Here is a 24,658-nt window from a genome sequence, read left to right as displayed (position 1 = left end):
TAAAGGCGAGTGTATATGAAAACAGTATTTATCATCAATCCCCTCGCGGGAAATGGCAGAGCACTGAAAAAATGGCACCGATTTGAAAAGACCATCCGGTTTCCTTATGAGCATATTGTTACGCAATTTCCCGGGCATGCAGTTGAACTAGCAGCCGGCTACCGGCACCAGCAAAATGTCTTATTGATTGGTTTTGGCGGAGACGGCACGCTCAGAGAAATTATAGTTGGAGCTGCCGGTGCAAAAGGAATCATTGTCGGCTCTGTAGCGGCTGGTTCTGGCAACGACTTTGCCAGAGCATATGGAAGTTTTAAGGATGCACAGGCCATCGAGCGATTTCTTGAACGGCCTTTTTTTCGGCGGGAAGATCTTGGTGAGTTTACAGATAGGGCCGAATCCCAGTTCGTCAGCAGTACTGGAATCGGTTTTGATGCGCAAATCACCATCGCTGTGAACCTTTCAGCCATTAAGCAAAAGCTCAATCAGCTTGGCCTTGGAAAGCTGGTTTATTTTTTGTACGTCATCAGGACTTTTTTGACGTTTGAGAAATTTACTTTATTAGTGGAGACGGATGGAGATTTAACAGTCTACGAAGATGTCTGGCTGGCGACGGTCAGCAATCAGCCGTACTTTGGCGGAGGCATGAAAATATCACCGTCCTCAAAAACAGATGACGGATTGCTTGAGCTGACGGTCGTCCATCACATTTCGCGTTTGAAACTCCTGCTGGTTTTTGGTACGGTATTCAGCGGAGCACATACACGTTTCAAAGAGGTCAGCCAAATGAGCAGCCGGGAATTCCGGCTCTCGACGGATAAACCGGTTTGCCGCCATGTGGATGGTGACGATGCCGGTATAAGTTCTCCAAACGAAATGGTCGTTTATGCAGTCAGCCACAAAAAATGGAACTCAATAAATATTGGAAAAGAAAGAGGATGAAACATGAGATCACGTTTTAAACCATGGGCAGCCGATTTGATCGACACCCATCCAGAAATCGTTATTCCCGATCCAGAGCAGAAAAAAGGAAAATGGCAGGAAGTTTTCGGTAATGAAAATCCGCTTCATATCGAAGCTGGAACTGGAAAAGGACGCTTCATCATCGGAATGGCTATAGCTAATCCGCAGATTAATTATATCGGCATCGAGTTGTTCGATAGTGTCATCGTCACGGCTCTTGAGACTATTTTGGAAAATGAGGAAGAAATTCCTAATCTGCGTTTATTGAAAGTGAATGCAAAAGACATCGCTGATTATTTTGAAAAAGGTGAAGTGGATAGACTGTACTTGAACTTTTCTGATCCATGGCCGAAAAAACGGCATGCCAAACGCCGTCTGACCCATGAATCTTTTTTGAAGCTTTACGAAGCAGTGCTTCCTGAACAAGGAGAAATCCATTTTAAAACCGATAACCGGAAACTTTTCGAATATTCGCTTACGAGCATTTCTGAATATGGTATGTTATTAAAAGAGGTCTCATTGGATCTTCATGACAATGAACCCGAGTGGAACATCATGACGGAGTACGAAGAAAAATTCTCGAAAAAAGGCCAGCCGATTTACCGGATGGAAGCACAGTTTTCAATTAGCTGATCACGACAAGGGGGAAAAGGGAATGCAGAAATTTCAATTTCACAACATGGCTTTAACTTGGCTTGATGGGGGAACGACGTATTTGGATGGCGGCACGATGTTTGGGGTAGTGCCGAAAGTGATTTGGTCAAAGCGGTATCCGGTCAATGAAAAAAACCAGATTGAATTGCCGACACATCCAATCTTAGTCCAATACGAAGGCCACAATATCTTGATCGACAGCGGCCTCGGTGCCGGCAAATTGACTGAACGCCAACTGCGTAATTTAGGGGTTTCCCAAGAGTCGCGTGTGGAAGAGGACTTGGCGGAGCTTGGGCTGACGCCTGAAGATATCGATACAATCCTCATGACTCATCTTCATGGTGACCATGCAGCGGGGTTGACGAAATGGCAGGGAGAAGAGCTGGTTTCGGCATTCCCGAATGCAACCATCCATGTTTCAGCAACAGAATGGAATGAAATGCAGCATCCGAATATCCGCTCGCGCAACACCTACTGGAAAGAAAACTGGGAGCCGATAACCGGTCAAGTGGAGACTTTCGAAGGTGAGAAAACTTTGTTTGATGCCATTACGCTGATCCATACAGGAGGCCATTCGGATGGCCACAGCGTCATCAAGATGCAAAGCGGGGATGAAACGATCCTCCATATGGCGGACATCATGCCGACTCATGCGCATCAAAACCCGCTATGGGTACTGGCGTTTGATGATTATCCGATGGATTCGATTTACGCGAAAGAAAAGCTGATGAAAGAAGCGTTGGAAAATGGCTATTACTTCAGTTTTTACCACGATGCCTATTACCGCATCCTGAAATGGAGCGTGGACGGCAAAGAAATCGTCGAATCGCTTGAGCGAAAAGAAAAAGTGATATGAAAAAGGAGCCGATTAGGCTCCTTTTTTATTATACTTGTTTGACTTCAATTACTGCGCCTGTGTAGGCATCCGCCAAAAACTCGAATTGCTGAAGTTCGTCTTCTTTATGGCGCGTGATGCCGCCTTTATAGACTTCCGTCGTAAGTGCATGCTGTTTATAAGGCTCGGTTTTCATGAAGATCCATGAACCGTCGATCGGGCCTTCTTCTTTAAACGCAGACTTGACTTCTTTCAAGACGTTGTCCGCCGGATAAAGTTTTTGTGTGCGATCAACCACTTCTTTTACTAAATATGCTGCTGCTACACCTGTAGCAAATCCAATCAATAAATCACGATTTTTCACTAAAAATCCCTCCTCTGCTTACTGAATAAATTGTACCATAAATATTTTGAAGGGCGAAATGATAGCTTAAAAGTCATTAATCTTTCGAAAAACGAATTATATAGCTGGAAATCGTCTGAAAAAAGCTCTAAACTTAATGAAGGTAAGTTATTAGGAGGAATTTTGATATGAATGCTGAAACTCGTGAAATGTTTAAAACCTTAACGGAACTGCCGGGCGCCCCGGGCAATGAACATGCTGTCCGGAAGTTTATGCGCCAGGAACTGGAAAAATTTTCAGATCGATTGCTCCAAGATAATCTAGGGAGTATTTTTGGTGTCAAAGATGGCCAAGAAGATGGACCACGGATCATGGTGGCTGGACATATGGACGAAGTAGGATTCATGGTGACGCAAATTACAGAAAACGGCATGATTCGCTTCCAGCCTTTAGGTGGTTGGTGGAACCAGGTAATGCTGGCTACCCGTGTAGACATAGTAGCTGGAAATCGGGTGATTCCTGGAGTTATCGGTTCGATTCCTCCGCATTTATTGAGTGATGAATTGCGCAGCAAACCAATGGAAATCAAGAACATGTTAATCGACATCGGCGCAGATGACAAAGACGATGCGTTGGCTCTCGGCGTACGTCCAGGCCAGCAGATCGTCCCGTTCAGCCCCTTCACGCCAATGGCCAATGACAAAAAGATTATGGCAAAAGCCTGGGATAACCGCTATGGTTGCGGATTGGCCATCGAATTACTGAAAGAACTGAAGGACGAAAAACTGCCGAACCAATTATTCTCCGGAGCGACAGTGATGGAAGAAGTCGGTTTGCGGGGAGCGCAGACAGCGGCAGCGATGATCAAGCCGGATTTGTTCTTCGCATTGGACGCCAGCCCGGCGAATGATGCGACAGGCGATAAAAATGAATTTGGCCAGCTTGGCAAAGGGACGTTGTTGCGCATTTTAGACAAGAGCATGGTAACGCATCGCGGCATGCGTGAATTTATCTTGGATACTGCCGAAACGCATAACATCCCATATCAGTATTTTGTTTCACAAGGTGGAACGGATGCAGGTCGTGTGCACACAGCCAACGAAGGGATTCCAAGTTCTGTGATTGGGATCTGCTCACGCTATATCCATACCTCGTCGTCTATCATCCACACGGACGACTATGCTGCGGCGAAAGAACTCTTGACGAAACTTGTCAAAGCGACAGATCGTTCGACGCTTGAAACCATTAAACAAAACGTCTAAAAAAGTGCCTGCGGGCTCTTTTTTTTGGAAAGGAATAGTGAAGATGAAGAAAATTCGTGCAGTTATCGCCTCAAAAAACCCGGCGAAAATAAATGCGGTCTCAAGCATCCTGGCAAATCTTGAGTGGACTGTTGACTTGTCAGCAGTTGAAGCCGCTTCTGGAGTTTCGGAACAGCCTTTTTCCCAAGAGGAAACGCGTCAGGGTGCAAAGAATCGTGCCGCAAACGCATTGGGAGATTTCGATTTCGCCATTGGACTTGAAGGCGGCGTCTATGAAATGGAAGGCATTCTGTATTTATGCAATTGGGGTGCTTTAACCACAAAGGATGGCCGGATGTACACAGCAGCCGGTGCCCAGATTCCTTTGCCGAAAGCGATTGCAGACAAATTGTATTCAGGTGCGGAGCTGGGACCGGTCATGGATGACTATGCCAATGAAATTGGAATCCGCCATCATAAAGGCGCTATCGGAATTTTGACTGACGGTGCAGTCAATCGAGGAGAAATGTTTAGCCATGTGGTCAAGTTGCTGATTGGGCAATACCAGCTGGACAGCGATTAAGTTGCATGTGTCTGTAAACACCTTTAAAATAAGTAGCAGTAACGTAAGGGGGAATGGACGTGCCTCGAAATGGATTGGTTCTTGTCTTGCTGTTGTCCGTCATACTGGCTGGGTGCATGGCGACACCGGAAGAACAGATTACCCAAGGAATAGCCAATGCGCGCGAAGCGTTTCAGGGAGAGCCAGAAAAAGCCAATGAAAAGGTGGGCAAAATGGATTTGTACCTGCCTAAAGGCTACGACATAGAAGAACCGTCGGATGACTATAACAGCATGATTACAAAAGGCAATGATTCATTTATTTTATTCATCAACCCGAATGAAAAAGGCGCAAGCACTTTTTTCTACGACTTGCAAAAAGCAGATCCCGAACAGATCTGGATAGCAGATGAGACATTTCGGCAACACGGCCGTTTCGGCTTTGTAACCGTTAAAGAAATAGCCGAAGATCAGCTGGAGCTGGTGGTCAGTTCCGGCGGTGCAAAAATGACGACTATGACGGGCAAAGACGACGTCCCTCAGAAAATGGAGTGGATGATGGAAACTGTTCGTTCAATCAATACCGATGAATAGGAGAATACGCAAATGAGAAACTTACAATCGACCGAAGAATTTCATGACCTGACGAAAGGGACGCCAGCTGTTTTTATGTTCACAGCAGGCTGGTGCCCGGATTGCCGCGTGATCGATCCCATTATGCCGGATATCGAAAAGACGTTTCCGGATTATACCTTTATTTCAGTAGACCGCGATCAATTTATCGATCTGTGCATCGAACAGGATATCTTTGGCATCCCGAGCTTCCTTGCTTATTCAAATGGCCGGGAAACAGGGCGTTTCGTCAGCAAAGACCGTAAAACACAAGCAGAAATCGAAGGGTTTATTTCGAATTTGCCAAAATGATAAAAAGACGGTTCGCCTTGACTGGGCTGAACCGTTTATTTATGAAAGAGAGGTCAAAACAACGATGAAATCAACTGAACTTTTTAATATACTTAGAGAACGGATGCCAAGCCGCCAATTGGAATGGCGCTTTGACCGTGAAAAGGACATTACGCATATCAACCACAAAGAACTTGGAAAAGGCATGAACATCTCTATGCCACAGGTGATCAATCGTTTTGAAGCAAAAGGGGATGCAGCGATCCAGGAAATCGTTTATACCATCACCGAAACTTTTGATGCTATGGAAAGGGAAGCCAAAGGAGAAATTAAATCGACTGAGCATATTTTTCCGGTAATCCGTTCTACTTCGTTTCCAACTGAATCCAATGAAGGCCATAAGTTCATTACAGCAGAACATACAGCAGAAACACGTATTTATTTCGCTTTGGATGCTGGCACTACCTATCGCTTAATTGACGAAAATGTGTTAAATTCATTAAGTCTGACAGAAGAGCAGATAAAGGAAATCGCGAAGTTTCAGGTGAGAAAGTTGAAGACCGCTGTCAAAGAAGATCATGTAGCGGGAAATGTCTTTTATTTCCTGAATGAAAATGATGGTTACGATGCTTCCCGCATTTTAAACGAATCTTTCCTGAAAGAAATGAAGGCAAAAACAACGGGAGATATGACGGTGTCCGTACCTCATCAAGATGTATTGATCATTGGAGATATCCGAAATGAAACGGGATACGACGTGCTCGCACAGATGGCCATGCATTTCTTTACCAATGGCAAAGTGCCGATCACTTCCTTGTCGTTCATTTATGAAAATGAAGAATTAGAGCCGATTTTCATCATGGCCAAAAATAAACCGAATGAGGAGAACGATAAAAAATGAATGCATTCTACAATAAACAGGGAATTGGCGATGTTTTGCTGGTTCAACTGCAAACAGAAACCCCAGAAAAAATTCTTCCTGAACAAAATGGCGATGTCACATTGATCAAAGACGAAGCCGGTGAAATTGCCGGATTCAATTTGTTCAATGCTTCAAGCTATGCAGAACTTCCGGAAGGAAAGCAAGTGGAAGTGACTGAAGCACTTGTTACTTCTTTACAGAATGCTCTTTCGAAAAACGAAATCGATTTCACACTGGAAGTGGATTTCTCACCAAAATTTGTTGTCGGTTTTGTGGAATCAAAAGAAAAGCATCCAAATGCCGATAAATTGAATGTCTGCCAGGTTTCTGTCGGCGGCGAGCAATTGCAGATCGTCTGTGGTGCACCGAACGTTGAACAGGGCCAAAAAGTGGTTGTGGCAAAAGTAGGAGCTGTCATGCCTTCAGGTATGGTCATCCGTGATGCGGAACTTCGGGGAGTGGCATCGTCCGGAATGATCTGTTCAGCAAAAGAATTGGCTTTGCCGGATGCACCTCAGGAAAAAGGCATTCTTGTGCTGCCTGAAGATGCAGAAGTCGGTTCAGCTTTCCAAGTAAAGGCGTGACGCGAAATGAGCTGGATTAAAAACGTATGGAACCGCATGTTCACAGATGCAGATGATGTTGAGGAAACGGAAGAAGAGGTTCTCTATGAACCGGCCCCGACTGCCAAAAAAGAAAAAGCGCCTTTTCGTTTCCCGCTTATTCCAGATGAAGAAAAAGACGATTTTATCCGTGATGTAAAACGGACAGAAATCCGCCCGAAAATGCCTATTTTCGATGAGCGTGAAAGAGAGATTTTGCGAAAAGAATCGGTCGTTCCAACAGAAAAGCCAATTATGGGACCAAAAGAGGCCCCGGTACGCCCTGCACCAAAACGCAAAGCGACCGAACTGCCTGTTAATACTGCGCGCCGTTTCGAACCTAGCCGTTCAGTTTCATCGGTTTACGGCTATAATACGTCACGCCCTGCACCCACACAAAAGATGACAGAAGAAAGAGAAAATAAATATAACCGTGAATTGCATGATGAAGCGATTCAGGCAAGAGCAAGAGCTGGTTGGCATAAGCCAAGACCTGTAGTTGAGCATGAGATTGCACCGATTTTCGAGAACGAGCCGGAGCAGACAACAGCTCGTGAAACAGCAGAACATCCAGAACCTGTGGTGCACGAAACTTCTCAAGCTCCTTCAAACGTAGAGACGGAGGCCGAAACCACTGAAACCTTAATACATAACGACCCGTTAACAACTGAATCAGCCGATGCAGTTGAAGCAGAGCAGGAGCTGGAAACACAGCCCAAGCCAGAAACGGAATTGCAGCCTGAACATGTAACGGGACCAGAAGCTGAGCAAGTACCGGAAACAGTGGCAGAACAAGTACCGGAACCTGCAATAGAACCAGCAGCGACTACAGAACATGTAGCAGAAGCAATGGCAGAGCCGGAAACAGATCAGGTACCGGAACCGAAATCCGTGCCAGCGCCTAAGCGTGAAAAAACAGTGCCTTTTAATGTTTTGATGCTTAAATCGGACAAAGACCTGCTAAAAAATAAAACAAAATTGTCATCTCCTGCTGCACCTGTAGAGGAAACAACAGGGGGATCTGCCGTATCACCGGAAAAAAAAACGGCAGATTTAGCTGAACAGCCTTCCCATGCATTGAACTCCGTATCTGAAGCCGAGTCAAAAGCCTATGAATTTCCTTTACCCGAATATTTACTGGCACCTGAAAACGACCGGAAAGACGAAGAGTGGATGGAAGAGCAAGGCGAGCGCTTGATCGAAGCGTTATCGCATTTTCAGATCAAAGCTGAAATATTAAGTACTGTCCAAGGGCCGGCTGTCACGCAATTTGAGCTGAAGGTGGCCAAAGGAGTGAAAGTCAGCAAAATCCGTAATTTAGCGGATGATTTAAAACTGGCGCTGGCTGCACGGGATATCCGAATCCAGGCTCCGATTCCAGGCAAGAGTTCGATCGGCATCGAAATACCGAACCGGACAAGCCGTGCAGTGCGCATTTCCGAAATAATCGGCAGTGCGGTATTCGAAGAATCGGATTCGCCACTGGAAGCTGCACTAGGATTGGATTTAACAGGGAAGCCGGTGACATTGGATCTGCGCAAAATGCCGCATGGTTTGATTGCCGGAGCAACAGGATCTGGTAAATCCGTCTGCATTAATTCACTATTGGTCAGTTTGCTGTATAAATCATCGCCAAGAGACTTGAAACTGTTGCTGATTGATCCGAAAATGGTTGAGCTGGCACCGTATAACCACATCCCGCATCTTGTCAGCCCGGTCATTACGGATGTCAAAGCGGCTACGGCCTCACTTAAATGGGCCGTTGAAGAAATGGAACGCCGTTATCAACTCTTCGCACACAGCGGAGTACGCGACATCAGCCGCTACAATAAAATGGTAAAAGAAAAAGGAGATTATGCACAACATCTTCCTTATATTCTCATCGTTATTGATGAGTTGGCTGATCTAATGATGATGTCTCCTTCGGATGTTGAAGATTCGATTTGCCGGATCGCACAGAAAGCAAGAGCCTGTGGCATTCATTTGGTGATCGCAACGCAACGGCCGTCTGTCGATGTCATTACGGGCCTGATTAAATCCAATATCCCGACACGCATTGCATTTTCGGTTTCTTCACAAGTCGACAGCAGAACTATCCTTGATTCCCAAGGGGCAGAACGCCTTCTCGGAAGAGGGGACATGTTGTATCTAGGAAATGGAATGTCCGCTCCAAGCCGCCTGCAGGGCACATTTGTTACGGATGATGAGATTGAGAAAGTCATTGAACATGTCCGGCTGCAAGGCAAACCTGAATACTTCTTCAAAGAAGAGGAACTGATCAAGCGGAGTGAGTCTCCTGCTGAACAGGATGATTTATTTGAAGAAGCATGCCGTTTTATCATGCTACAGGGCAGTGCTTCTACTTCACTTCTTCAACGAAAGTTCCATATCGGTTATAACCGTGCAGCAAGATTAATGGATTTGATAGAACAACACGGCTTTATTTCCGAACAGAACGGCAGCAAAGCCCGATCGGTTCTGATCACTGAATCTGATATCGAAGAAGTTTTTCATTCATAAAATAGCCGGATTGGCGAAGCAGGCAGGCAATAGCCAATAGGCTGTCTCCTGCTTTGTCAATTGGTGTAATAGTAAGAATACTGGCTCATTTCGTGAGATAGCAAATTTGTGGTATAATACTATATTGTGTTTATGATGCTATCATGGAAAGTCGGACTTCGCTTATTGCGCAGAGGAAGCTGACAGGTCGCAGTAGGAAGATTTAAAGGCATGTGATCAAAAAAATGATGCAATTCCTATCAATTAAATACTCACTAATCATCATCAGCTATAGACGATGCAATGCATTTCTATAGACTAATTTTCAACTTCCACAGGAGGTTCATTTATGACAGTTTTACATTTTACCGGTATCAAAGGTTCCGGTATGAGTCCGCTTGCACAAATCATGCATGATATGGGCGAAAAAGTTCAAGGCTCTGATATCGAACAGCATTTCTTCACGGAAGACCGCCTTCGTGAAAGAGGCATCACCATTTTGCCGTTTGATGCAAGCAATATAGAAAAAAACATGACAATCATTGCAGGCAATGCCTTTGGGGATGACCATCCTGAACTGGTTAAAGCGCGGGAATTAGGGGCGACCATCATTCGCTATCACCAGTTTTTAGGCGACTTGATGAAGCAATACGTTTCAGTGGCCATTACAGGAGCCCATGGAAAAACTTCGACGACAGGTTTAATGGCTCATGTTTTAGCTGGTTACAAACCTGTATCTTATTTAATTGGTGACGGAACAGGGGTTGGCCAAGAAAACTCTCATTTCTTCGTGGCGGAAGCTTGCGAATATCGTCGGCATTTTCTTGCTTACCACCCTGATTACGCAATCATGACGAATATCGATTATGATCACCCGGATTACTTCACTGGCGTAGATGACGTCTTCAAGGCTTTTGAAGAGATGGCTCAGCAAGTGAAGAAATGCATTATTGCATGTGGGGACGATGAATACTTACAGCGTATTCAAGCACCGGTTCCAGTGGTCTATTACGGATTTGGTGAAGAAAATGATTTCCAGGCTAGAAATGTGGAAAAAACCACTGCCGGAACAACTTTTGATGTAGTCATCCGCAATGAATTTTATCATACGTTCACAATACCAATGTTCGGGGACCATGCTATTTTGAATGCATTGGCAGTTATTTCGCTTTGCCATTATGAAAATATTCCAGCTGATATCATTCAGCAGCAATTTGAAGATTTTGAAGGCGTTAAGCGGCGTTTTACACAAACGGCAATCGGTGATCGGATTTTAATAGATGATTACGCTCATCATCCAACAGAAATTCGTGCGACCTTGCAATCAGCTCGCCAAAAATATCCGGAGCGTGAGCTTATCGCGATATTCCAGCCGCATACATTCACACGGACTCAGACTTTCCTGCAGGAATTTGCGGATTGTCTGCTTGAAGCAGATCATGTATATCTATGTGATATTTTCGGTTCTGCCCGGGAAAAAGCGGGCACATTGAAGATTCAGGATTTGGCTGAAAAGATTGAAGGCAGCCGCCTGCTGCAACTGGATGAAGTTGCGTCGTTAACAGAGCATAGCAATGCTGTCTATTTGTTTATGGGCGCTGGAGATGTCACCAAATTCCAGGAAGCTTTTGAAAATGTATTGAATACAGGAGAAACGGTTTAACTTTCGGGTTAAACTGTTTTTTTATGCAGGAATACAAGTGTTTTTGTCGAATAATAATAGAGTCCGTGTTTAACCCAAACTTATCAAGGGTAGAAAAGGGATATAACATAAATTCGTTAAAAGGAGGAAACAGGATGGATTGGCAAATCTTGCTTTACATTGCCGCGATCGTCGCCGCTGTTGGATTCTTAATTCTATGCGTAGCGTTGGCAATGACATTAAATTCGCTGAAAAACACTTTAAAAGAAGTTTCAGGCACCGTAGCTGGTCTTGAAAATCAATTGCAGGGGGTAACGTTGGAAACAACCAATCTGCTGCATAAGACAAATGAACTAGCTGAAGACATTCAAGTAAAATCAGAAAAATTGAATGGTGTAGTTGATGCAGTTAAAGGCGTCGGCAACTCTGTTACTGATTTGAACTCTACTGTCCGCCACATCACGTCACGCGTTGGTGTGCAAGTAGAACAGAACGAAGACAAGATCGCACAAGTTGTCCAATGGGGCAATGTCTTTATGGGCATCCGCGACAAATGGAATGAGCGTAAAATTTATGAAGCTCGTGCAAACTCTACTTATGAACCAGTACCAGGCCAAAAAAAATTACCGCATAACGAACAATACTAAAACTGCTTTTACCACTAATACTAATTGGAGGGAATATCAATGAGCAAAAACAAAGATAATTTTACCCAATCTAACAACTATAACGATTCACAGTATAACAAGGATTACTACACTCAAGGCGGTCAATACAACCAGAACAGCGGCCGCAACTATCAGCAAAGTGATTATGTGCCGCAGTCGTACGGCGCTTCTAACCGTTATGACGACTTATATGATTATGAAGAATCAGGCGGAGGCTCGAGTTTCCTAGTCGGTATTTTAGTCGGCGGAATCGTCGGAGCTGCAGCTGCTCTATTCCTAGCTCCAAAATCGGGCAAAGAATTCCAGGCTGATTTAAAAAATCAAGCCACTACATTGAAAGAAAAAGCAGCTCAGCAATCGGATTCTAACGATGATTCTGCTGGTTTTGCTCAACAATTAAAAGAACAATCAACTAAAGTTGTTGATAAAGTGAAAAACATGAAAGGCGGAACGTCACCAATGGACGATGGCACAGCTTCATCTGAAGGCGAAGAGTCCATCAACATCCATTCGACTGTCCAAAACAGTGCAAGCCAGTCAGCGGACAAAAAAGGATCCGATGCGTTCACTTCTACTGCTAACGCTTTAAAAGAAGCAGTTGAAGAAGTGAAAGAAGAAAAAAAATCGGGTTCAAGTTCGTCGTCAGTAGCCGGCAACACTGGCAGCAGCACAAACAGCAATACTGCGAATTCAAGCACAGGTCCAAATACGACCAGCAGCAACAACAACAGCAATAAATCTTCAAATACCAGCAACACGAATAAATCAACAAACTCTAACAGCAACAACAATAGCAACAACAGCAACAACAAATCATCCAATAATTCATCAAGCAACAACTACAATAAAAAGAATTAATCTGGGAGCGGTTTAGATGGAAAACTTAGTGCATGTAAACAGTCTGGACAGTTTAAAGCAAGCCGTAGGGAATAACCAGCATTACTGGCTTTTTAAACATAGCAGTACATGCCCGGTATCTGCTAAAGCGTGGAATGAGTATAACGAATATTGCTCATTACACCCGCACCAAGTCTTTTTGTATCTAGTGGTGCAAGAAGACCGGGAATTCTCTCAAGCGATTGAAGAGATAACGGGAGTTAAGCATGAGTCGCCACAATTGTTCCATTTTACGAGTCAAAAAGTTGATTGGCACGCTTCCCACAACAATATTAAAAGAGAATCTATGCAAGAATTTATTGCTTAGAAATTAGCCGAAGCCTTGGTGCTTCGGCTTTTTCATGTTCGAAATACTTTAGCGCGTTGAATCGCTAAAATAAATTTCGTGACTTTACCGAATAGTTTGCTTATAATAGTCCTATCATGTTAATATGAGTCACCTGATAAAGGTTATTCGCGAAAGGGGAAGTTATAGAATGAGTAATTTAGATTTAGAACAGCTAAGAGAAAAAGTGGATGCAGTCAACCTGCAAATTCTGTCTCTAATCAACGAGAGAGCTTCCGTAATTCAAGACATCGGAAAATTGAAAGAAAAACAAGGAGTTGACCGCTACGATCCGTTGCGGGAACGCCACATGTTGAACTTGTTGAAAGATAATAATGACGGTCCATTAGAACAGAAGACCGTTGATCATATTTTTAAGGAAATCTTCAAATCTGCCTTAAACATGCAAGAAGAAGATACACGCAAAGCATTGCTCGTTTCACGCAAAAAGAAAGCTGAAGATACTGTTATTACAATCAACGGCGAACAAGTCGGTGCTGGAGAGCCTTCTTTCATCTTTGGCCCATGTGCAGTTGAATCTCAGGATCAAGTATCGAAAGTTGCTGAAGCCATCGGAGCTAAAGGATTGAAGATGATCCGCGGTGGAGCTTACAAGCCGCGTACATCGCCTTACGATTTCCAGGGTCTTGGTTTAGAAGGATTGAAGATGCTGAAAAATGCAGCCGATCAGTATAACTTGGCTGTTGTATCTGAAATCGTCACACCTTCCCATTTAGAAGCTGCTCTTGACTACGTAGACGTAGTTCAAGTCGGCGCCCGCAATATGCAGAACTTCGAATTGCTGAAAGCTGTCGGGTCGATCAACAAACCGGTTCTACTGAAACGCGGAATGTCAGCGACTATCGAAGAATTCATCAATGCGGCTGAATACATCATCGCTTCAGGAAATGAAAACATCATTTTATGCGAACGCGGTATCCGCACATATGAAAAAGCGACACGCAACACCTTGGATATTTCAGCAGTGCCAATCTTGAAACAAGAAACGCACCTTCCGGTATTTGTTGACGTAACGCATTCAACCGGCCGCCGTGACTTGTTGTTGCCAGCAGCTAAAGCTGCAATCGCAATTGGAGCAGATGGCGTTATGGCTGAAGTTCATCCGGATCCGGCAGTAGCCTTATCAGATGCTCAACAACAAATGGATTTGGGTCAATTCGATGAGTACTACGATGCGTTGATGAAGTTCATGAAACAATATGAAATGAAAGTGTGACACTGAAAAGTCGGATAAACTCCGGCTTTTCTTTTTTTAGTTGATATTGTTGAAGAATTTGTCGTATGATTAGAGAAAGACTGGAAAAGGAGGGCGCACAATGACCGTTACGATATACGATGTGGCACGTGAGGCAAACGTTTCCATGGCTACTGTGTCACGTGTAGTAAATGCCAATCAAAACGTAAAACCTGCCACAAGAAAGAAAGTATTGAAAGTAATAGAAGAATTGGGCTATCGTCCAAATGCTGTTGCTCGTGGACTTGCAAGCAAAAAAACAACGACGGTCGGCGTCATCATACCCGATATTTCCAATAGCATGTATGCTGAATTAGCCCGTGGAATTGAAGATATCGCTACGATGTACCGTTACAACATCATTTTATCCAATTCAGATCAGAACGAAAATAAGGAACTTCAGTTATTGGAAACCATGCTGGGTAAACAAGTGGATGGCATCGTCTTTATGAGCGATGTAATCTCATCTGAACTTCTTTATGAAATGCAACGTTCTCCAACGCCAATCGTTTTGGCAGGTTCGATAGATGAATCGGCAGCAATTGCTTCGGTTAATATCGATTATTATGGTGCTGCCTATGAAGTGGTTAAGAAATTTATCGACAATGGCCATAAAAAAATTGCTTTTGTATCGGGGCCGTTCACTTCAAGAATCAATAAAGCCTATAAATTGAAAGCTTATCGAGAAGCATTGACAGACGCAGGCATTGAGTTTGATGAGAACTTGGTTGTGGAATGCAACAACACTTATGATGAAGGCATCGAAGCAGCAAAAACGTTGGCTGCTTTTGAGCCTACTGCTTATTTTGTCAGCAATGACGAAATGTCGATCGGTGTTCTCCACGGATTGGGAGAGCTAGGGAAAAAAATACCGGAAGATGCAGAAGTTATCAGCTATGAAAATTCAAAGCTGGCGCGCATGGCTCGTCCGACACTGACATCTGTCGCTTTCCCGCTCTATGATATTGGAGCAGTTTCAATGCGTTTGCTGACGAAGTACATGAACGATGAGGAAATTGAAGAAAAGCAGGTCATTCTTCCATACCGCATCGAAGAAAGACAATCGACGAAGCAAGAATAGCCGCTATAGATGCAATAAGAGTGATCAAGTAGAATTTAGAAAAGCCTGTCCGGATTGCAAATCCAGACAGGCTTTCTTATCGCATCAACAAAAAAGAGTCGACGGAATTTCTCCGGCGGCTCTTTTTTTTGCTATGCTTACCCTTATTTATTGCGGATCATATACAGTGCTTTATTCAACATTTGCTGATTCTTGTCAGTGATTTCGGCTTTCCGTGGAATGGCTTTATACATATTCGGAGGATCTTCCCAAGTGTCGATCAATTTCACAGGGGATTCCGGCTGCCATTTCTCCATCCAAGAAACCGGCAACTTGCCTGTTGGAATGGAAAAATTGTTCATTTCCATCCAAATTAACGACCAAGCTCTCGGAACTACGCGCCAAATATCATATCCACCGCCGCCAACAGCTATCCAGCGGCCATCACAGTACTCATGAGCGAGTTCATGAGCAATCTTGGGTATTTCCTTGTAAATATTCATAGTACCGTATAAATGCGTCAGAGGGTCCAAATAATGGGCGTCTGCTCCATTCTGTGTCAAAATGACATCTGGCTTAAAGAATTCAATGATTTCTTTCATGGACGTACGGTAAATTTCGAGAAAAGATTCATCTTCGGTGAATGCATCGATCGGAAAATTGAAAGAAGTTCCATATCCTTGGCCACTGCCGCGTTCATTGATGTTTCCGGTTCCTGGAAAGAGGTAGCGGCCTGTTTCATGGATGGAAACCGTACAAACATCGGGATCGTCATAAAAACTCCATTGAACGCCATCGCCGTGATGGGCATCGGTATCAATATACATGACGCGCGCATTGTACTTGCTTTTCAAGTAGTTGATGGCAACTGAGCTGTCGTTATAGATGCAAAACCCGGAAGCTTTGCCTCTGAAGCCATGGTGAAGCCCGCCGCCTAAGTTCAACGCATGCTGTGCTTTTCCTTCCATTACGTAATCGACAGCTGTCAAAGTTCCCCCAACAAGGCGGGCACTTGCTTCATGCATATTTTCGAATATTGGTGTATCTTCCGTGCCAATGCCATAACCTTCACCGGCTTCTGGAGTGATTTCTCCACGGCTTGCTTTCTTGACGATGTCGATATACCGTTCATCGTGGGCAAGCAATAGTTCTTCGTCAGTTGCGATGCGGGCTGGAACAACCAGTTCGTCTGGAAGTGCATTCATTTTTTTTAATAAATCAATCGTCAAAACGAGTCTTTTCTGGTTGAATGGATGTGTTTCAGAAAATTTATACCCCAATTGATCTTCTGAAAAGATGAATACAGCATGTTTCATTCGTTCACTTGCGGCATGTTTGGCCATAGGACATCGAATCCTTCTTTTTTCAGGTCGTTGATGATGGCGAGTGGATTCATCGTCTGAACGCGGAAAACAAGAATTTTGTTGCTGTTGTTTTCTCTGTCGGGGTAAACGAGTACACTCAGTACATTAACGTTCTGCTCATGGAAAACTTTAGACACCTCATACAGGATTCCGGAACGGTTTTCCACACGGACCTCAATTTGAGAGCCCGGCTGATGGGCACCTGTGAGCTCGATGAAGGTATACAAAAGATCCGTCTCTGTCAGAAAACCGACCAGCTCATCGTTACTGACAACAGGGATACAGCCGATTTTCTGTTCATAGAAAATCATTGCCACTTCTTCGACAAAATCGAGTGGGTGGGCAGTGACGGGATTGGGCGTCATGATTTCTGCCACTTTCTTTTTATAGGGTTCACCTTTAGGAGCTACGGTGAATCTGGATGGGACAGCATCTTTAAGATCCCGATCGGTTACGATCCCGACCACTTTTCCGTCATCGACAATCGGTGCATGCCGAATGCGTTTTTCCTTAAATAAGTCCATGACGTCCTGGACCGTTTGATCAGAACTCAATGTAAAAACATCGGTTTTCATAATTTCTTCCACTAGCATATGAACACCCCTTCAGTAATAAATCAGTACATATAACGATTCATAAACCGCAGCTGATCGAATTTTTGGATCGATTCATTGTCGACACGGCTGCCGATTTTTGCCATCAAGCAATTGGCCGGATGTGAGCTGATTTCAGGATCATCCGTGGCATAATATTCCAACCCGCCGGCTTGCATCATTTTCTCCATGATTTTGCGGTATTCCCAGACATTTAAGCCGGTTCCTTTCAAATCCCAATGCCAGTAATACTCAGTGGTAATGACAATGAAATCTTCAAAAGCGTCATCCATCATCGAGATTTTCAATAATGATTTTCCGACGCCGCTGCCCCGGTATTTGGGGATGACTTCAATTGCACCGAGCTCGATCAGGTTGTCCATTTTTCCTTCGGACCATCGTTCCAAAGGATCAGGATAAAGGAATGTGACATAACCGACAATGGTATTGTTTTCGCGGGCAATAAGAATTCGGCCTTCCGGCAAGTCAGCAATTTCTACAATGGCCTTATGCTGTTGGGCAGGTGGCCTGAAAGCGACCAGGTCTTCATGAAACTCGAGTTCATTTAATTCTTTTCCAGGAAGAGGGCCTTCGATGGTCAAAAGACCATGTTTGGTTTCCAGCTCCGTGGAGTTATACGTTTTTTTATGTTCCATCTTTTCACCGCCTGTAGGATACAATTAGCTACATTATACATGAACTGATGGAAGATATGGAAAAAAGCTGGCGAAATAAGCTATATTTTCTAAAAAGTTAAAATAATTAGCATTCAATTGTGACAATGTTGTAGAATATAAGGTAATCAATCTGAAAGGGTGATCAGGATGAAAGTGGAAGCGTTACCAGCAAGAGCAGGGGTGCATCAATTACATAACTATGAAGAGATAGCTGAGAATTTCGATTGGACTGAAGTCGATAAGGAATTCAGTTGGTATGAAAGCGGAAAAGTAAATATGGCTCATGAAGCGATTGATCGCCATGCCGATTCCGACCGAAAAAACAAAGTGGCTCTGTACTACAAGGATCAGAATAGAAATGAGTCGTATACATTCTATCAGATGAAGCGCATGACAAACCGTGCGGCCAATTTATTGAAGGAAAATTCAACATTGGAAAAAGGGGATCGGATCTTTATTTTCATGCCACGTTCTCCAGAATTGTATTTTCTGATGTTTGGCGCGTTGAAAATGGGTCTGATTGTCGGACCGTTATTTGAAGCATTTATGGAAGGTGCGATTTATGACCGGTTGGATGACAGTGATGCCAAATCGATCATTACGACACCGGAGCTGTTGAGCCGTGTACCGTATGACCGTTTGCCGAAATTGGAGACGGTTTTCCTGGTGGGAGAAGACGTCGCTGAACACGAGGGGCACATCGATGTACTGAAGCACTTGCCAACCAGTTCCGATAAATTTGAAATTGAGTGGCTGGACAAAGAAGATGGTTTGGTTCTTCATTATACATCGGGTTCCACAGGCAAGCCGAAAGGTGTTTTGCATGCCCAGTATGCAATGGTGCAGCAATACCAGACCGGCAAATGGGTCTTGGATTTCACTGAAACCGATATCTATTGGTGTACAGCGGATCCAGGCTGGGTGACAGGAACGGCATATGGGGTGTTTTCACCTTGGCTCAACGGTGTTACGACAGTCATTTTAGGGGGACGTTTCTCGCCGGATGGCTGGTACAAAGCGATTGAGGATTTTGGCGTAACCATCTGGTATAGCGCGCCGACTGCCTTCCGTATGCTGATGGGAGCGGGGGACGCTTTAGTGAAAGAGTATGATTTATCGACACTGCGCCATGTATTATCGGTGGGCGAACCATTAAACCCTGAAGTAGTGAGATGGGGAGCTCAAGTATTCGATAAACGTATCCACGATACATGGTGGATGACGGAAACGGGTGCGCAGACCATCTGTAACTATCCATCTATGGCTATCAAGCCGGGGTCGATGGGCAAACCGGTGCCAGGCCTCAAAGTTGCGATTGTAGATGACCAGGGGAATGAACTGCCGCCGAATCAAATGGGCAACCTGGCCATTGAAAAAGGCTGGCCGGCTATGATGCGCCAAATTTGGAACAACCCAGCGAAATACGAATCCTATTTCCTGAAAGACAAATGGTATGTTTCAGGAGATTCGGCTTATATGGACGAAGAAGGCTATTTCTGGTTCCAGGGACGAGTGGATGATGTCATCATGACTTCAGGTGAACGCGTCGGCCCGTTTGAAGTGGAAAGCAAACTGTTGGAACATCCAGCAATTGCCGAAGCCGGTGTAATCGGCAAACCAGATCCGGTACGTGGTGAAATTATCAAGGCGTTTGTCGCTCTGGTTGACGGTTATGAACCATCGGAAGAATTAATAGAGGATATCCGCCAATTCGTCAAAAAAGGCTTGGCTGCGCATGCAGCGCCACGTGAAATCGAGTTTAAGGATAAACTTCCAAAAACGCGAAGCGGTAAGATTATGCGCCGTGTCTTGAAAGCTTGGGAGCTGGATTTGCCGACAGGCGATTTATCTACAATGGAAGATTAATGCACAGAAAAAGAAGCCGTTCACGTGAACGGCTTCTTTTTTAAGAAATAAAACCCCGATTCGCTACTCAGGCGAATCGGGGTTTATTTTTGTTAAGCCGCGTCGTCTTCAGCAGGCTCTTCGGGTTCTTCCGGTTCGTCTGGAGCAGGCTCTTCTTCAACAGGCTCTTCAGGTTCTTCTTCCGGAGGAGCTTCTTCCTCTTCTTCAGCAGGAGGAGTTTCAACTTCCTCTTCAGCAGGTGCTTCTTCTTCCGCTTCCGGTTCTTTTTCTTCCGGCGGCGGTGTTGGTTTCGGTTCTGGCTTCGGTTCAGGTTTCGGCTTCGGCTTCGGTGCCGCTATGCTGACACTGCTTGAAGCTGCCGATTGCTTGCCTGTAATATCTACGGCCACTACTGTATAACTTCCGGCTCCTGAAGCAGAATAGGAATTTCCTTTCGCTTCAGAAATTGAGGCCACACGGGAACCGCCTTTGTAGACACGATATCCTACCACGTCATTGGAAGGAGAATCGGTCCAAGTGATCGTATTGCCGTTGATGGCAGCTTTGACACCTGAAGGAGCTGCGCCATCAGCTTTGAATGCAGCACCTGAAACAACAGAAGAAAACTTCGAGTTGCCAGGGAACAGCTTGCTGGCGTCTCCGCCGAACGGAGCCATTATGCGATCAATGTATTTTTGTGACACCCCGATGCCTCCGCCAGAAACAAATTCCCTTGGTGTGCTTGGCAGGGCTGCATAGCGTTTTCCACTAATGGAAGTAAATGAACCACTGGTCAAGCTATCATCTTTTTCAGTTGGAACCATTGCTTGGGCATTGAATAGATCAGAACGGACAAGTCCTGCTTCTTGGCAGGCGCCGCCCGGAGCAAGACCAGAGATTCCACAGAAGGACTTCGTCACGACGCCTTCAGGTTGCTTGAACTTCTCAGCTGTGCCAACCAGTTCGGGCTTCACATCATAACTGGCATTCATCAAACGCGCCCATAATTGATTGACGCGCAGAGAAGCCGGCAAATCACGGTTTTCAAACTGTGACAAAGTGAATTTTTCGGAATCATACCCAAGCCACACACCCATCGTTACATTCGGGTTATAGCCAACTAACCAGACGTCTTTTGTGCTATCGGTTGTGCCTGTTTTACCCGCAAAATCGGCATTGAATTTCAATAAATCATTTGCCCGTTTCGCTGTTCCGCGATCGGTCTTGAAGACATCACGTAACATATCCGTCAACACATAAGCAGTTGGAGGCGTGAATACTTCTTTTGGCTCCACTTTATGTTCATAGATAACATTGCCTTCAGCGTCTTCGATTTTGTCGATCATCGTTGTTTGTATATATTGGCCGTTGTTTCCGATCATGGCATAACCATTGCTGATCTCTTCAACAGATGCTTCAATTCCTCCACCTAAGGAAGAAGAAAGATTATCATTTTCTGCTTTTTCAACACGCGTAAATCCAGCGTTCATCATGTACTGGATAGGCATTTGCTGTTGGATTTTAGCAAAAAGACGGATGGTTGGCAAGTTTTGGGATTGTGCCAATGCATCACGTGCCGGCATGATTCCCTGTTCACTTGTAGCAATAAAGTTAGCGGGTCTCCACATGTTACTGCCGTCCATATGTTCGAATTTTACATCAACCAATGGAGAGCCGGCGCCAATCTGCCCCAATTCGATAGCAGGACCGTAAACTAATAATGGCTTTACAGTAGAGCCCATAGAGCGATAAGCAGAAGTGGCATGATTCAGGTTTTCGACATCATGGTCACGCCCCCCAACAAAGCTAAGGATGCGTCCAGTGGCATTTTCAATCATGATGCTGCCGACTTGAACAGGGAATTGTTTGTCAACAACTTCTCCTGCATCGTTCGTCCCTTTACCTCCGACGGTTGTGCCGTATGATGGATAGGACTTTTGAGCTTCTTCCTGTGCCAGATAAAGATCTTTGTCGATGGTCGAATGAATCCGGTAGCCGTTTGAACGGACTGCCCGGTCTGCAAGAATTGCATACTCTTCGTAAAGCTTATCGTTTTCTGTAAGTGTGGCAGGATCAATGCCGTCTTTTTCAGCTAAAACATCCATAAGAATGCGGGAAGCCCGTTTTTCAATTTCCACTGTAACGAAGGGGAACTCGGAATAAGATCGCGATTCGTTCTGGCGGAAATCGGATACGATATCGTAAGCGATGGCTTCATCGTATTCCTGCTGGGTAATGTATTCAGTCTCTTTCATTCTGTAAAGCACCGTTTTCATCCGGTCAAGACCAGGCTGCAATCCAGCTTCATCTTTTAATTTTCCACCTTCAAAGTAAGGTGTATAGCTATATGGAGCTTTTGGAATGCCGGCAATGAATGCCGCTTGTGGAAGGTTCAGATCACTCGCCGGCACATTGAATATCCCTTTTGCTGCCGTTTCAATACCGGCAATATGGGCACCAGAAGAAATTCGGCCATAAGGAATGATATTCAAGTAGGCTTCCATAATCTCGTTTTTCGTCATGAATTTTTCCAGGCGCATAGCCAAAAGGATTTCTTTCGCTTTTCGCTCATAGGAAACTTCATTGGTCAAAATCTGATTTTTGATCAACTGCTGTGTCAGCGTTGAACCGCCTGTCTGGCTGTCTGAATTTGATACATCCTGGAACAGGCCTCGGAGAATCGCTTTTGGCACGATTCCTTCATGCTCGAGAAAGTATTCATCTTCAGTAGCGAGAACGGCATCTTTGGCGTAGGTTGACACTTTATCCAATGTCGTAACTTCACGCTCCAAATCTGTCTGCAGCTTTCCAAGGTATACATCATTGTCGAAATACAGTTCTGATGTTTCTTCAAAACTGTAGATTTCGCCACGCATTTCATCCGGGGTCCGCAGTTTCTCTTCATCCACCAGCGAAGCAAAATAGCCGGCTCCAACAGACGCTGCGAAGACTCCGCCTGTAACCAGGACAATCGCCAGAATCAATGCCAGGTTCCATATGACTCCTGACGTAATGCTCAGTCGCTTAAACCATTTGGTTGAAGCCCATCTATCGGTTGTTTCCTCGGCTTTTTTCGTCCAATATTTTATTTTATCACGCACATTATCGCCCTCCTAAAATCCATTATATTATATCATATTCTCATAATTGCACCTAAACTTATTGACAATGCCATATAATAAAGTAAACTACTAGTATATTTGATATTTTAAACGTTGAAGGGTCCGAAGTAGAGCATGTGATTTTGTCTAGAGAGCCGGTGGATGGTGCGAACCGGTCAAAACATATGATTCGAATTACAGGCCTGGAGTTTACGGAAGTGCCCCGTTCGGCACATGATGAGAGGGAGAATCTTTTCTCCAAGCTGGGTGGTACCGCGCAATTGCGTCCCTGCATGAATCGATCATGTAGGGGCTTTTTTATGTGGTTTTTACGGTTCTCATCGCTCTAATTTTAAGGAGGAATTGCAATAATGGCTAACGAATTGATTCAAGACTTACAATGGCGTGGTTTGCTGTACCAGCAGACCGATGAAGAAGGTATGGAAAAATTATTGGATGAACAGAAAATTTCCTTGTACTGTGGAGTCGATCCGACAGCAGACAGCATGCATATCGGGCACATTGTTCCCTTATTGACGCTGCGCCGTTTTCAAATGCATGGCCATCAGCCGATCTTATTGGTTGGCGGAGCGACAGGAATGATTGGAGACCCTTCAGGGCGGAATGAAGAGCGTCAGCTGCAGACAACTGAACAGATCGACCGCAACGTCGAAGGCATTAAAGTACAGATGGAACAGATTTTTGATTTCCAATCCGAGAACGGGGCGAAAATGGTCAATAACCGGGACTGGGTCGGCAAGATGAGTGTCATCGAATTCCTGCGTGATTACGGAAAGTTGATTTCGGTCAATTACATGCTCGCTAAAGATTCTGTCGCATCCCGCTTGGAAACGGGCATTTCCTTTACGGAGTTCTCTTACACGTTGATACAGGCAATCGACTTTAACCATTTATACAACGAACACAATTGCCGCATCCAAATCGGTGGATCCGACCAGTGGGGGAACATTACTTCCGGCCTTGAAATGATCCGCAAAACACATGACGAAGAAGCAAAAGCATTTGGCATCACCATTCCGCTGGTAACAAAAGCAGATGGCACCAAATTCGGTAAATCAGCCGGCGGCGCTGTCTGGTTAGATCCGAAAAAGACGACGCCTTATGAGTTTTACCAGTTCTGGATCAACGCAGCAGATGCGGATGTCATCAAATACTTGAAGATTTTCACGTTCATCAGCCGTGAAGAAATTGAGGCGTTGGAAGTTGCAGTGGAAACTGAAGCGCATCTGCGTAAAGCACAAAAAACTTTGGCGGAAGAAATGACTAAACTGATTCACGGCGAAGAAGCGCTTGCTGATGCACAGCGCATCACGAAAGCTCTGTTCAGCGGAGACTTAAAGGCCTTATCAGCAGAAGAAATGAAAGCTGCCTTTAAAGACGTACCCTCAGTGGAAATGCCGAAAGAAAGCAAATCTATTGTCGACTTGATCGTGGAAGCTGGCATTTCGTCATCGAAAAGACAGGCACGTGAAGATGTCACGAATGGCGCGATTTCGGTAAATGGTGAAAAAGTTGTCGATCTGGATTACGTAGTTGATGAAAAAGACCGACTGGAAGATGCATTCGCCATCATCCGCCGGGGCAAAAAGAAATACCATATGGTCCAGTTCCAATAAACAATAACAATAAAAGGGCAGCCGGAGAAATTTCGGCTGCTCTTTTGCCGTTTAAAAGGAAAATGGAGGATGAA

The 24,658-nt window shown here is 44.7% G+C and carries 23 protein-coding genes and 1 other annotated feature; of the genes, 18 read left to right on the top strand and 5 right to left on the bottom strand.

The genetic code is table 11. The annotated features are described in order from the left end of the window. Nucleotides 1-15: 15 nt before the first annotated feature. The 3 genes from QMA04_RS16200 to QMA04_RS16190 are packed head-to-tail and all read left to right on the top strand — an operon-like array spanning nt 16 to nt 2,470. On the top strand, nt 16-939 hold the full coding sequence (locus tag QMA04_RS16200; RefSeq protein ID WP_290187007.1) for a diacylglycerol/lipid kinase family protein: 924 nt from the start codon (nt 16-18) through the stop codon (nt 937-939). 3 nt (nt 940-942) lie between these two features. Then, complete coding sequence (gene trmB, locus QMA04_RS16195; RefSeq protein WP_191716688.1) at nt 943-1,593, top strand: tRNA (guanosine(46)-N7)-methyltransferase TrmB; 651 nt, start codon at nt 943-945, stop codon at nt 1,591-1,593. Nucleotides 1,594-1,615: 22 nt separating this feature from the next. Next, on the top strand, nt 1,616-2,470 hold the full coding sequence (locus tag QMA04_RS16190; protein WP_290187004.1) for a YtnP family quorum-quenching lactonase: 855 nt from the start codon (nt 1,616-1,618) through the stop codon (nt 2,468-2,470). Between the two features lie 28 nt (nt 2,471-2,498). Here QMA04_RS16190 and QMA04_RS16185 read toward each other — a convergent pair whose 3' ends face one another. Beyond that, entirely contained in the window at nt 2,499-2,813 is a 315-nt protein-coding gene (locus QMA04_RS16185; RefSeq protein WP_191716690.1) for a PepSY domain-containing protein, read from the bottom strand. A gap of 167 nt (nt 2,814-2,980) precedes the next feature. On the opposite strand from QMA04_RS16185, the gene QMA04_RS16180 reads away from it, so the two are divergent. The 13 genes from QMA04_RS16180 (at nt 2,981) to ccpA (ending at nt 15,388) form a co-directional block, all read left to right on the top strand. Then, on the top strand, nt 2,981-4,054 hold the full coding sequence (locus tag QMA04_RS16180; protein WP_290187002.1) for a M42 family metallopeptidase: 1,074 nt from the start codon (nt 2,981-2,983) through the stop codon (nt 4,052-4,054). A gap of 43 nt (nt 4,055-4,097) precedes the next feature. Further along, nucleotides 4,098-4,616: a DUF84 family protein gene (locus QMA04_RS16175; protein WP_191716692.1), complete on the top strand. Its 519-nt coding sequence runs from the start codon at nt 4,098-4,100 to the stop codon at nt 4,614-4,616. Between the two features lie 59 nt (nt 4,617-4,675). Continuing rightward, nucleotides 4,676-5,188 (top strand): hypothetical protein, encoded by a 513-nt coding sequence (locus QMA04_RS16170; RefSeq protein WP_191716693.1) that lies wholly within the window; start codon nt 4,676-4,678, stop codon nt 5,186-5,188. A 12-nt stretch (nt 5,189-5,200) separates the two neighbouring features. Next, on the top strand, nt 5,201-5,518 hold the full coding sequence (locus QMA04_RS16165) for a thioredoxin family protein (RefSeq protein WP_191716694.1): 318 nt from the start codon (nt 5,201-5,203) through the stop codon (nt 5,516-5,518). A 64-nt stretch (nt 5,519-5,582) separates the two neighbouring features. Beyond that, complete coding sequence (locus QMA04_RS16160) at nt 5,583-6,398, top strand: DUF1444 family protein (protein ID WP_290186998.1); 816 nt, start codon at nt 5,583-5,585, stop codon at nt 6,396-6,398. After that, complete coding sequence (gene ytpR, locus QMA04_RS16155; protein ID WP_290186996.1) at nt 6,395-7,003, top strand: YtpR family tRNA-binding protein; 609 nt, start codon at nt 6,395-6,397, stop codon at nt 7,001-7,003. Before QMA04_RS16160 ends, ytpR begins: the two co-directional genes overlap by 4 nt. Nucleotides 7,004-7,009: 6 nt before the next feature. Further along, entirely contained in the window at nt 7,010-9,541 is a 2,532-nt protein-coding gene (locus QMA04_RS16150; RefSeq protein ID WP_290186994.1) for a DNA translocase FtsK, read from the top strand. A 328-nt stretch (nt 9,542-9,869) separates the two neighbouring features. Continuing rightward, complete coding sequence (gene murC / locus QMA04_RS16145; protein ID WP_191716698.1) at nt 9,870-11,183, top strand: UDP-N-acetylmuramate--L-alanine ligase; 1,314 nt, start codon at nt 9,870-9,872, stop codon at nt 11,181-11,183. A 134-nt stretch (nt 11,184-11,317) separates the two neighbouring features. After that, the gene (locus QMA04_RS16140; protein ID WP_191716699.1) at nt 11,318-11,809 is read left to right on the top strand and encodes a DUF948 domain-containing protein; all 492 of its coding nucleotides are present in this window, start codon (nt 11,318-11,320) and stop codon (nt 11,807-11,809) included. A gap of 39 nt (nt 11,810-11,848) precedes the next feature. Beyond that, nucleotides 11,849-12,688 (top strand): YtxH domain-containing protein, encoded by an 840-nt coding sequence (locus tag QMA04_RS16135; protein WP_290186991.1) that lies wholly within the window; start codon nt 11,849-11,851, stop codon nt 12,686-12,688. A 16-nt stretch (nt 12,689-12,704) separates the two neighbouring features. Next, entirely contained in the window at nt 12,705-13,034 is a 330-nt protein-coding gene (ytxJ, locus tag QMA04_RS16130; protein ID WP_203341210.1) for a bacillithiol system redox-active protein YtxJ, read from the top strand. 169 nt (nt 13,035-13,203) lie between these two features. Next, the gene (locus QMA04_RS16125) at nt 13,204-14,289 is read left to right on the top strand and encodes a bifunctional 3-deoxy-7-phosphoheptulonate synthase/chorismate mutase (protein WP_191716702.1); all 1,086 of its coding nucleotides are present in this window, start codon (nt 13,204-13,206) and stop codon (nt 14,287-14,289) included. Between the two features lie 100 nt (nt 14,290-14,389). Beyond that, nucleotides 14,390-15,388, top strand: coding sequence for a catabolite control protein A (gene ccpA / locus QMA04_RS16120; protein ID WP_203341208.1), 999 nt, complete (start codon nt 14,390-14,392; stop codon nt 15,386-15,388). A gap of 143 nt (nt 15,389-15,531) precedes the next feature. Here ccpA and QMA04_RS16115 read toward each other — a convergent pair whose 3' ends face one another. Genes QMA04_RS16115 through QMA04_RS16105 form a run of 3 tightly spaced genes read right to left on the bottom strand, consistent with a single transcriptional unit; the run spans nt 15,532 to nt 17,980 of the window. Further along, nucleotides 15,532-16,683 (bottom strand): acetoin utilization protein AcuC, encoded by a 1,152-nt coding sequence (locus tag QMA04_RS16115; RefSeq protein ID WP_290187071.1) that lies wholly within the window; start codon nt 16,681-16,683, stop codon nt 15,532-15,534. Further along, nucleotides 16,680-17,324 carry an acetoin utilization AcuB family protein gene (locus tag QMA04_RS16110; RefSeq protein ID WP_290186988.1) on the bottom strand — a complete coding sequence of 215 codons (645 nt, stop codon included), beginning with the start codon at nt 17,322-17,324 and terminating at the stop codon, nt 16,680-16,682. The genes QMA04_RS16115 and QMA04_RS16110 overlap by 4 nt, the downstream gene beginning before the upstream one ends. A gap of 23 nt (nt 17,325-17,347) precedes the next feature. Then, the gene (locus QMA04_RS16105; RefSeq protein ID WP_191716705.1) at nt 17,348-17,980 is read right to left on the bottom strand and encodes a GNAT family N-acetyltransferase; all 633 of its coding nucleotides are present in this window, start codon (nt 17,978-17,980) and stop codon (nt 17,348-17,350) included. A gap of 168 nt (nt 17,981-18,148) precedes the next feature. Between QMA04_RS16105 and acsA the strand changes: the two genes are divergently transcribed. Next, nucleotides 18,149-19,867, top strand: coding sequence for an acetate--CoA ligase (acsA, locus tag QMA04_RS16100; protein WP_290186987.1), 1,719 nt, complete (start codon nt 18,149-18,151; stop codon nt 19,865-19,867). 92 nt (nt 19,868-19,959) lie between these two features. On the opposite strand, the gene QMA04_RS16095 is transcribed toward acsA, so the two are convergent. Beyond that, nucleotides 19,960-22,947 carry a transglycosylase domain-containing protein gene (locus tag QMA04_RS16095; protein ID WP_290186986.1) on the bottom strand — a complete coding sequence of 996 codons (2,988 nt, stop codon included), beginning with the start codon at nt 22,945-22,947 and terminating at the stop codon, nt 19,960-19,962. Nucleotides 22,948-23,052: 105 nt separating this feature from the next. Continuing rightward, nucleotides 23,053-23,241: a binding site (T-box leader), on the top strand. A gap of 77 nt (nt 23,242-23,318) precedes the next feature. Here QMA04_RS16095 and tyrS point away from each other — a divergent pair. Beyond that, the gene (gene tyrS, locus QMA04_RS16090) at nt 23,319-24,584 is read left to right on the top strand and encodes a tyrosine--tRNA ligase (protein ID WP_290186985.1); all 1,266 of its coding nucleotides are present in this window, start codon (nt 23,319-23,321) and stop codon (nt 24,582-24,584) included. Nucleotides 24,585-24,658 lie beyond the last annotated feature (74 nt).

Origin of the sequence: Planococcus sp. APC 3900, from assembly GCF_030407735.1 — a bacterium.
GTDB classification, from domain to species: domain Bacteria; phylum Bacillota; class Bacilli; order Bacillales_A; family Planococcaceae; genus Planococcus; species Planococcus notacanthi.
This window is presented reverse-complemented; position numbering and strand designations above follow the sequence as displayed.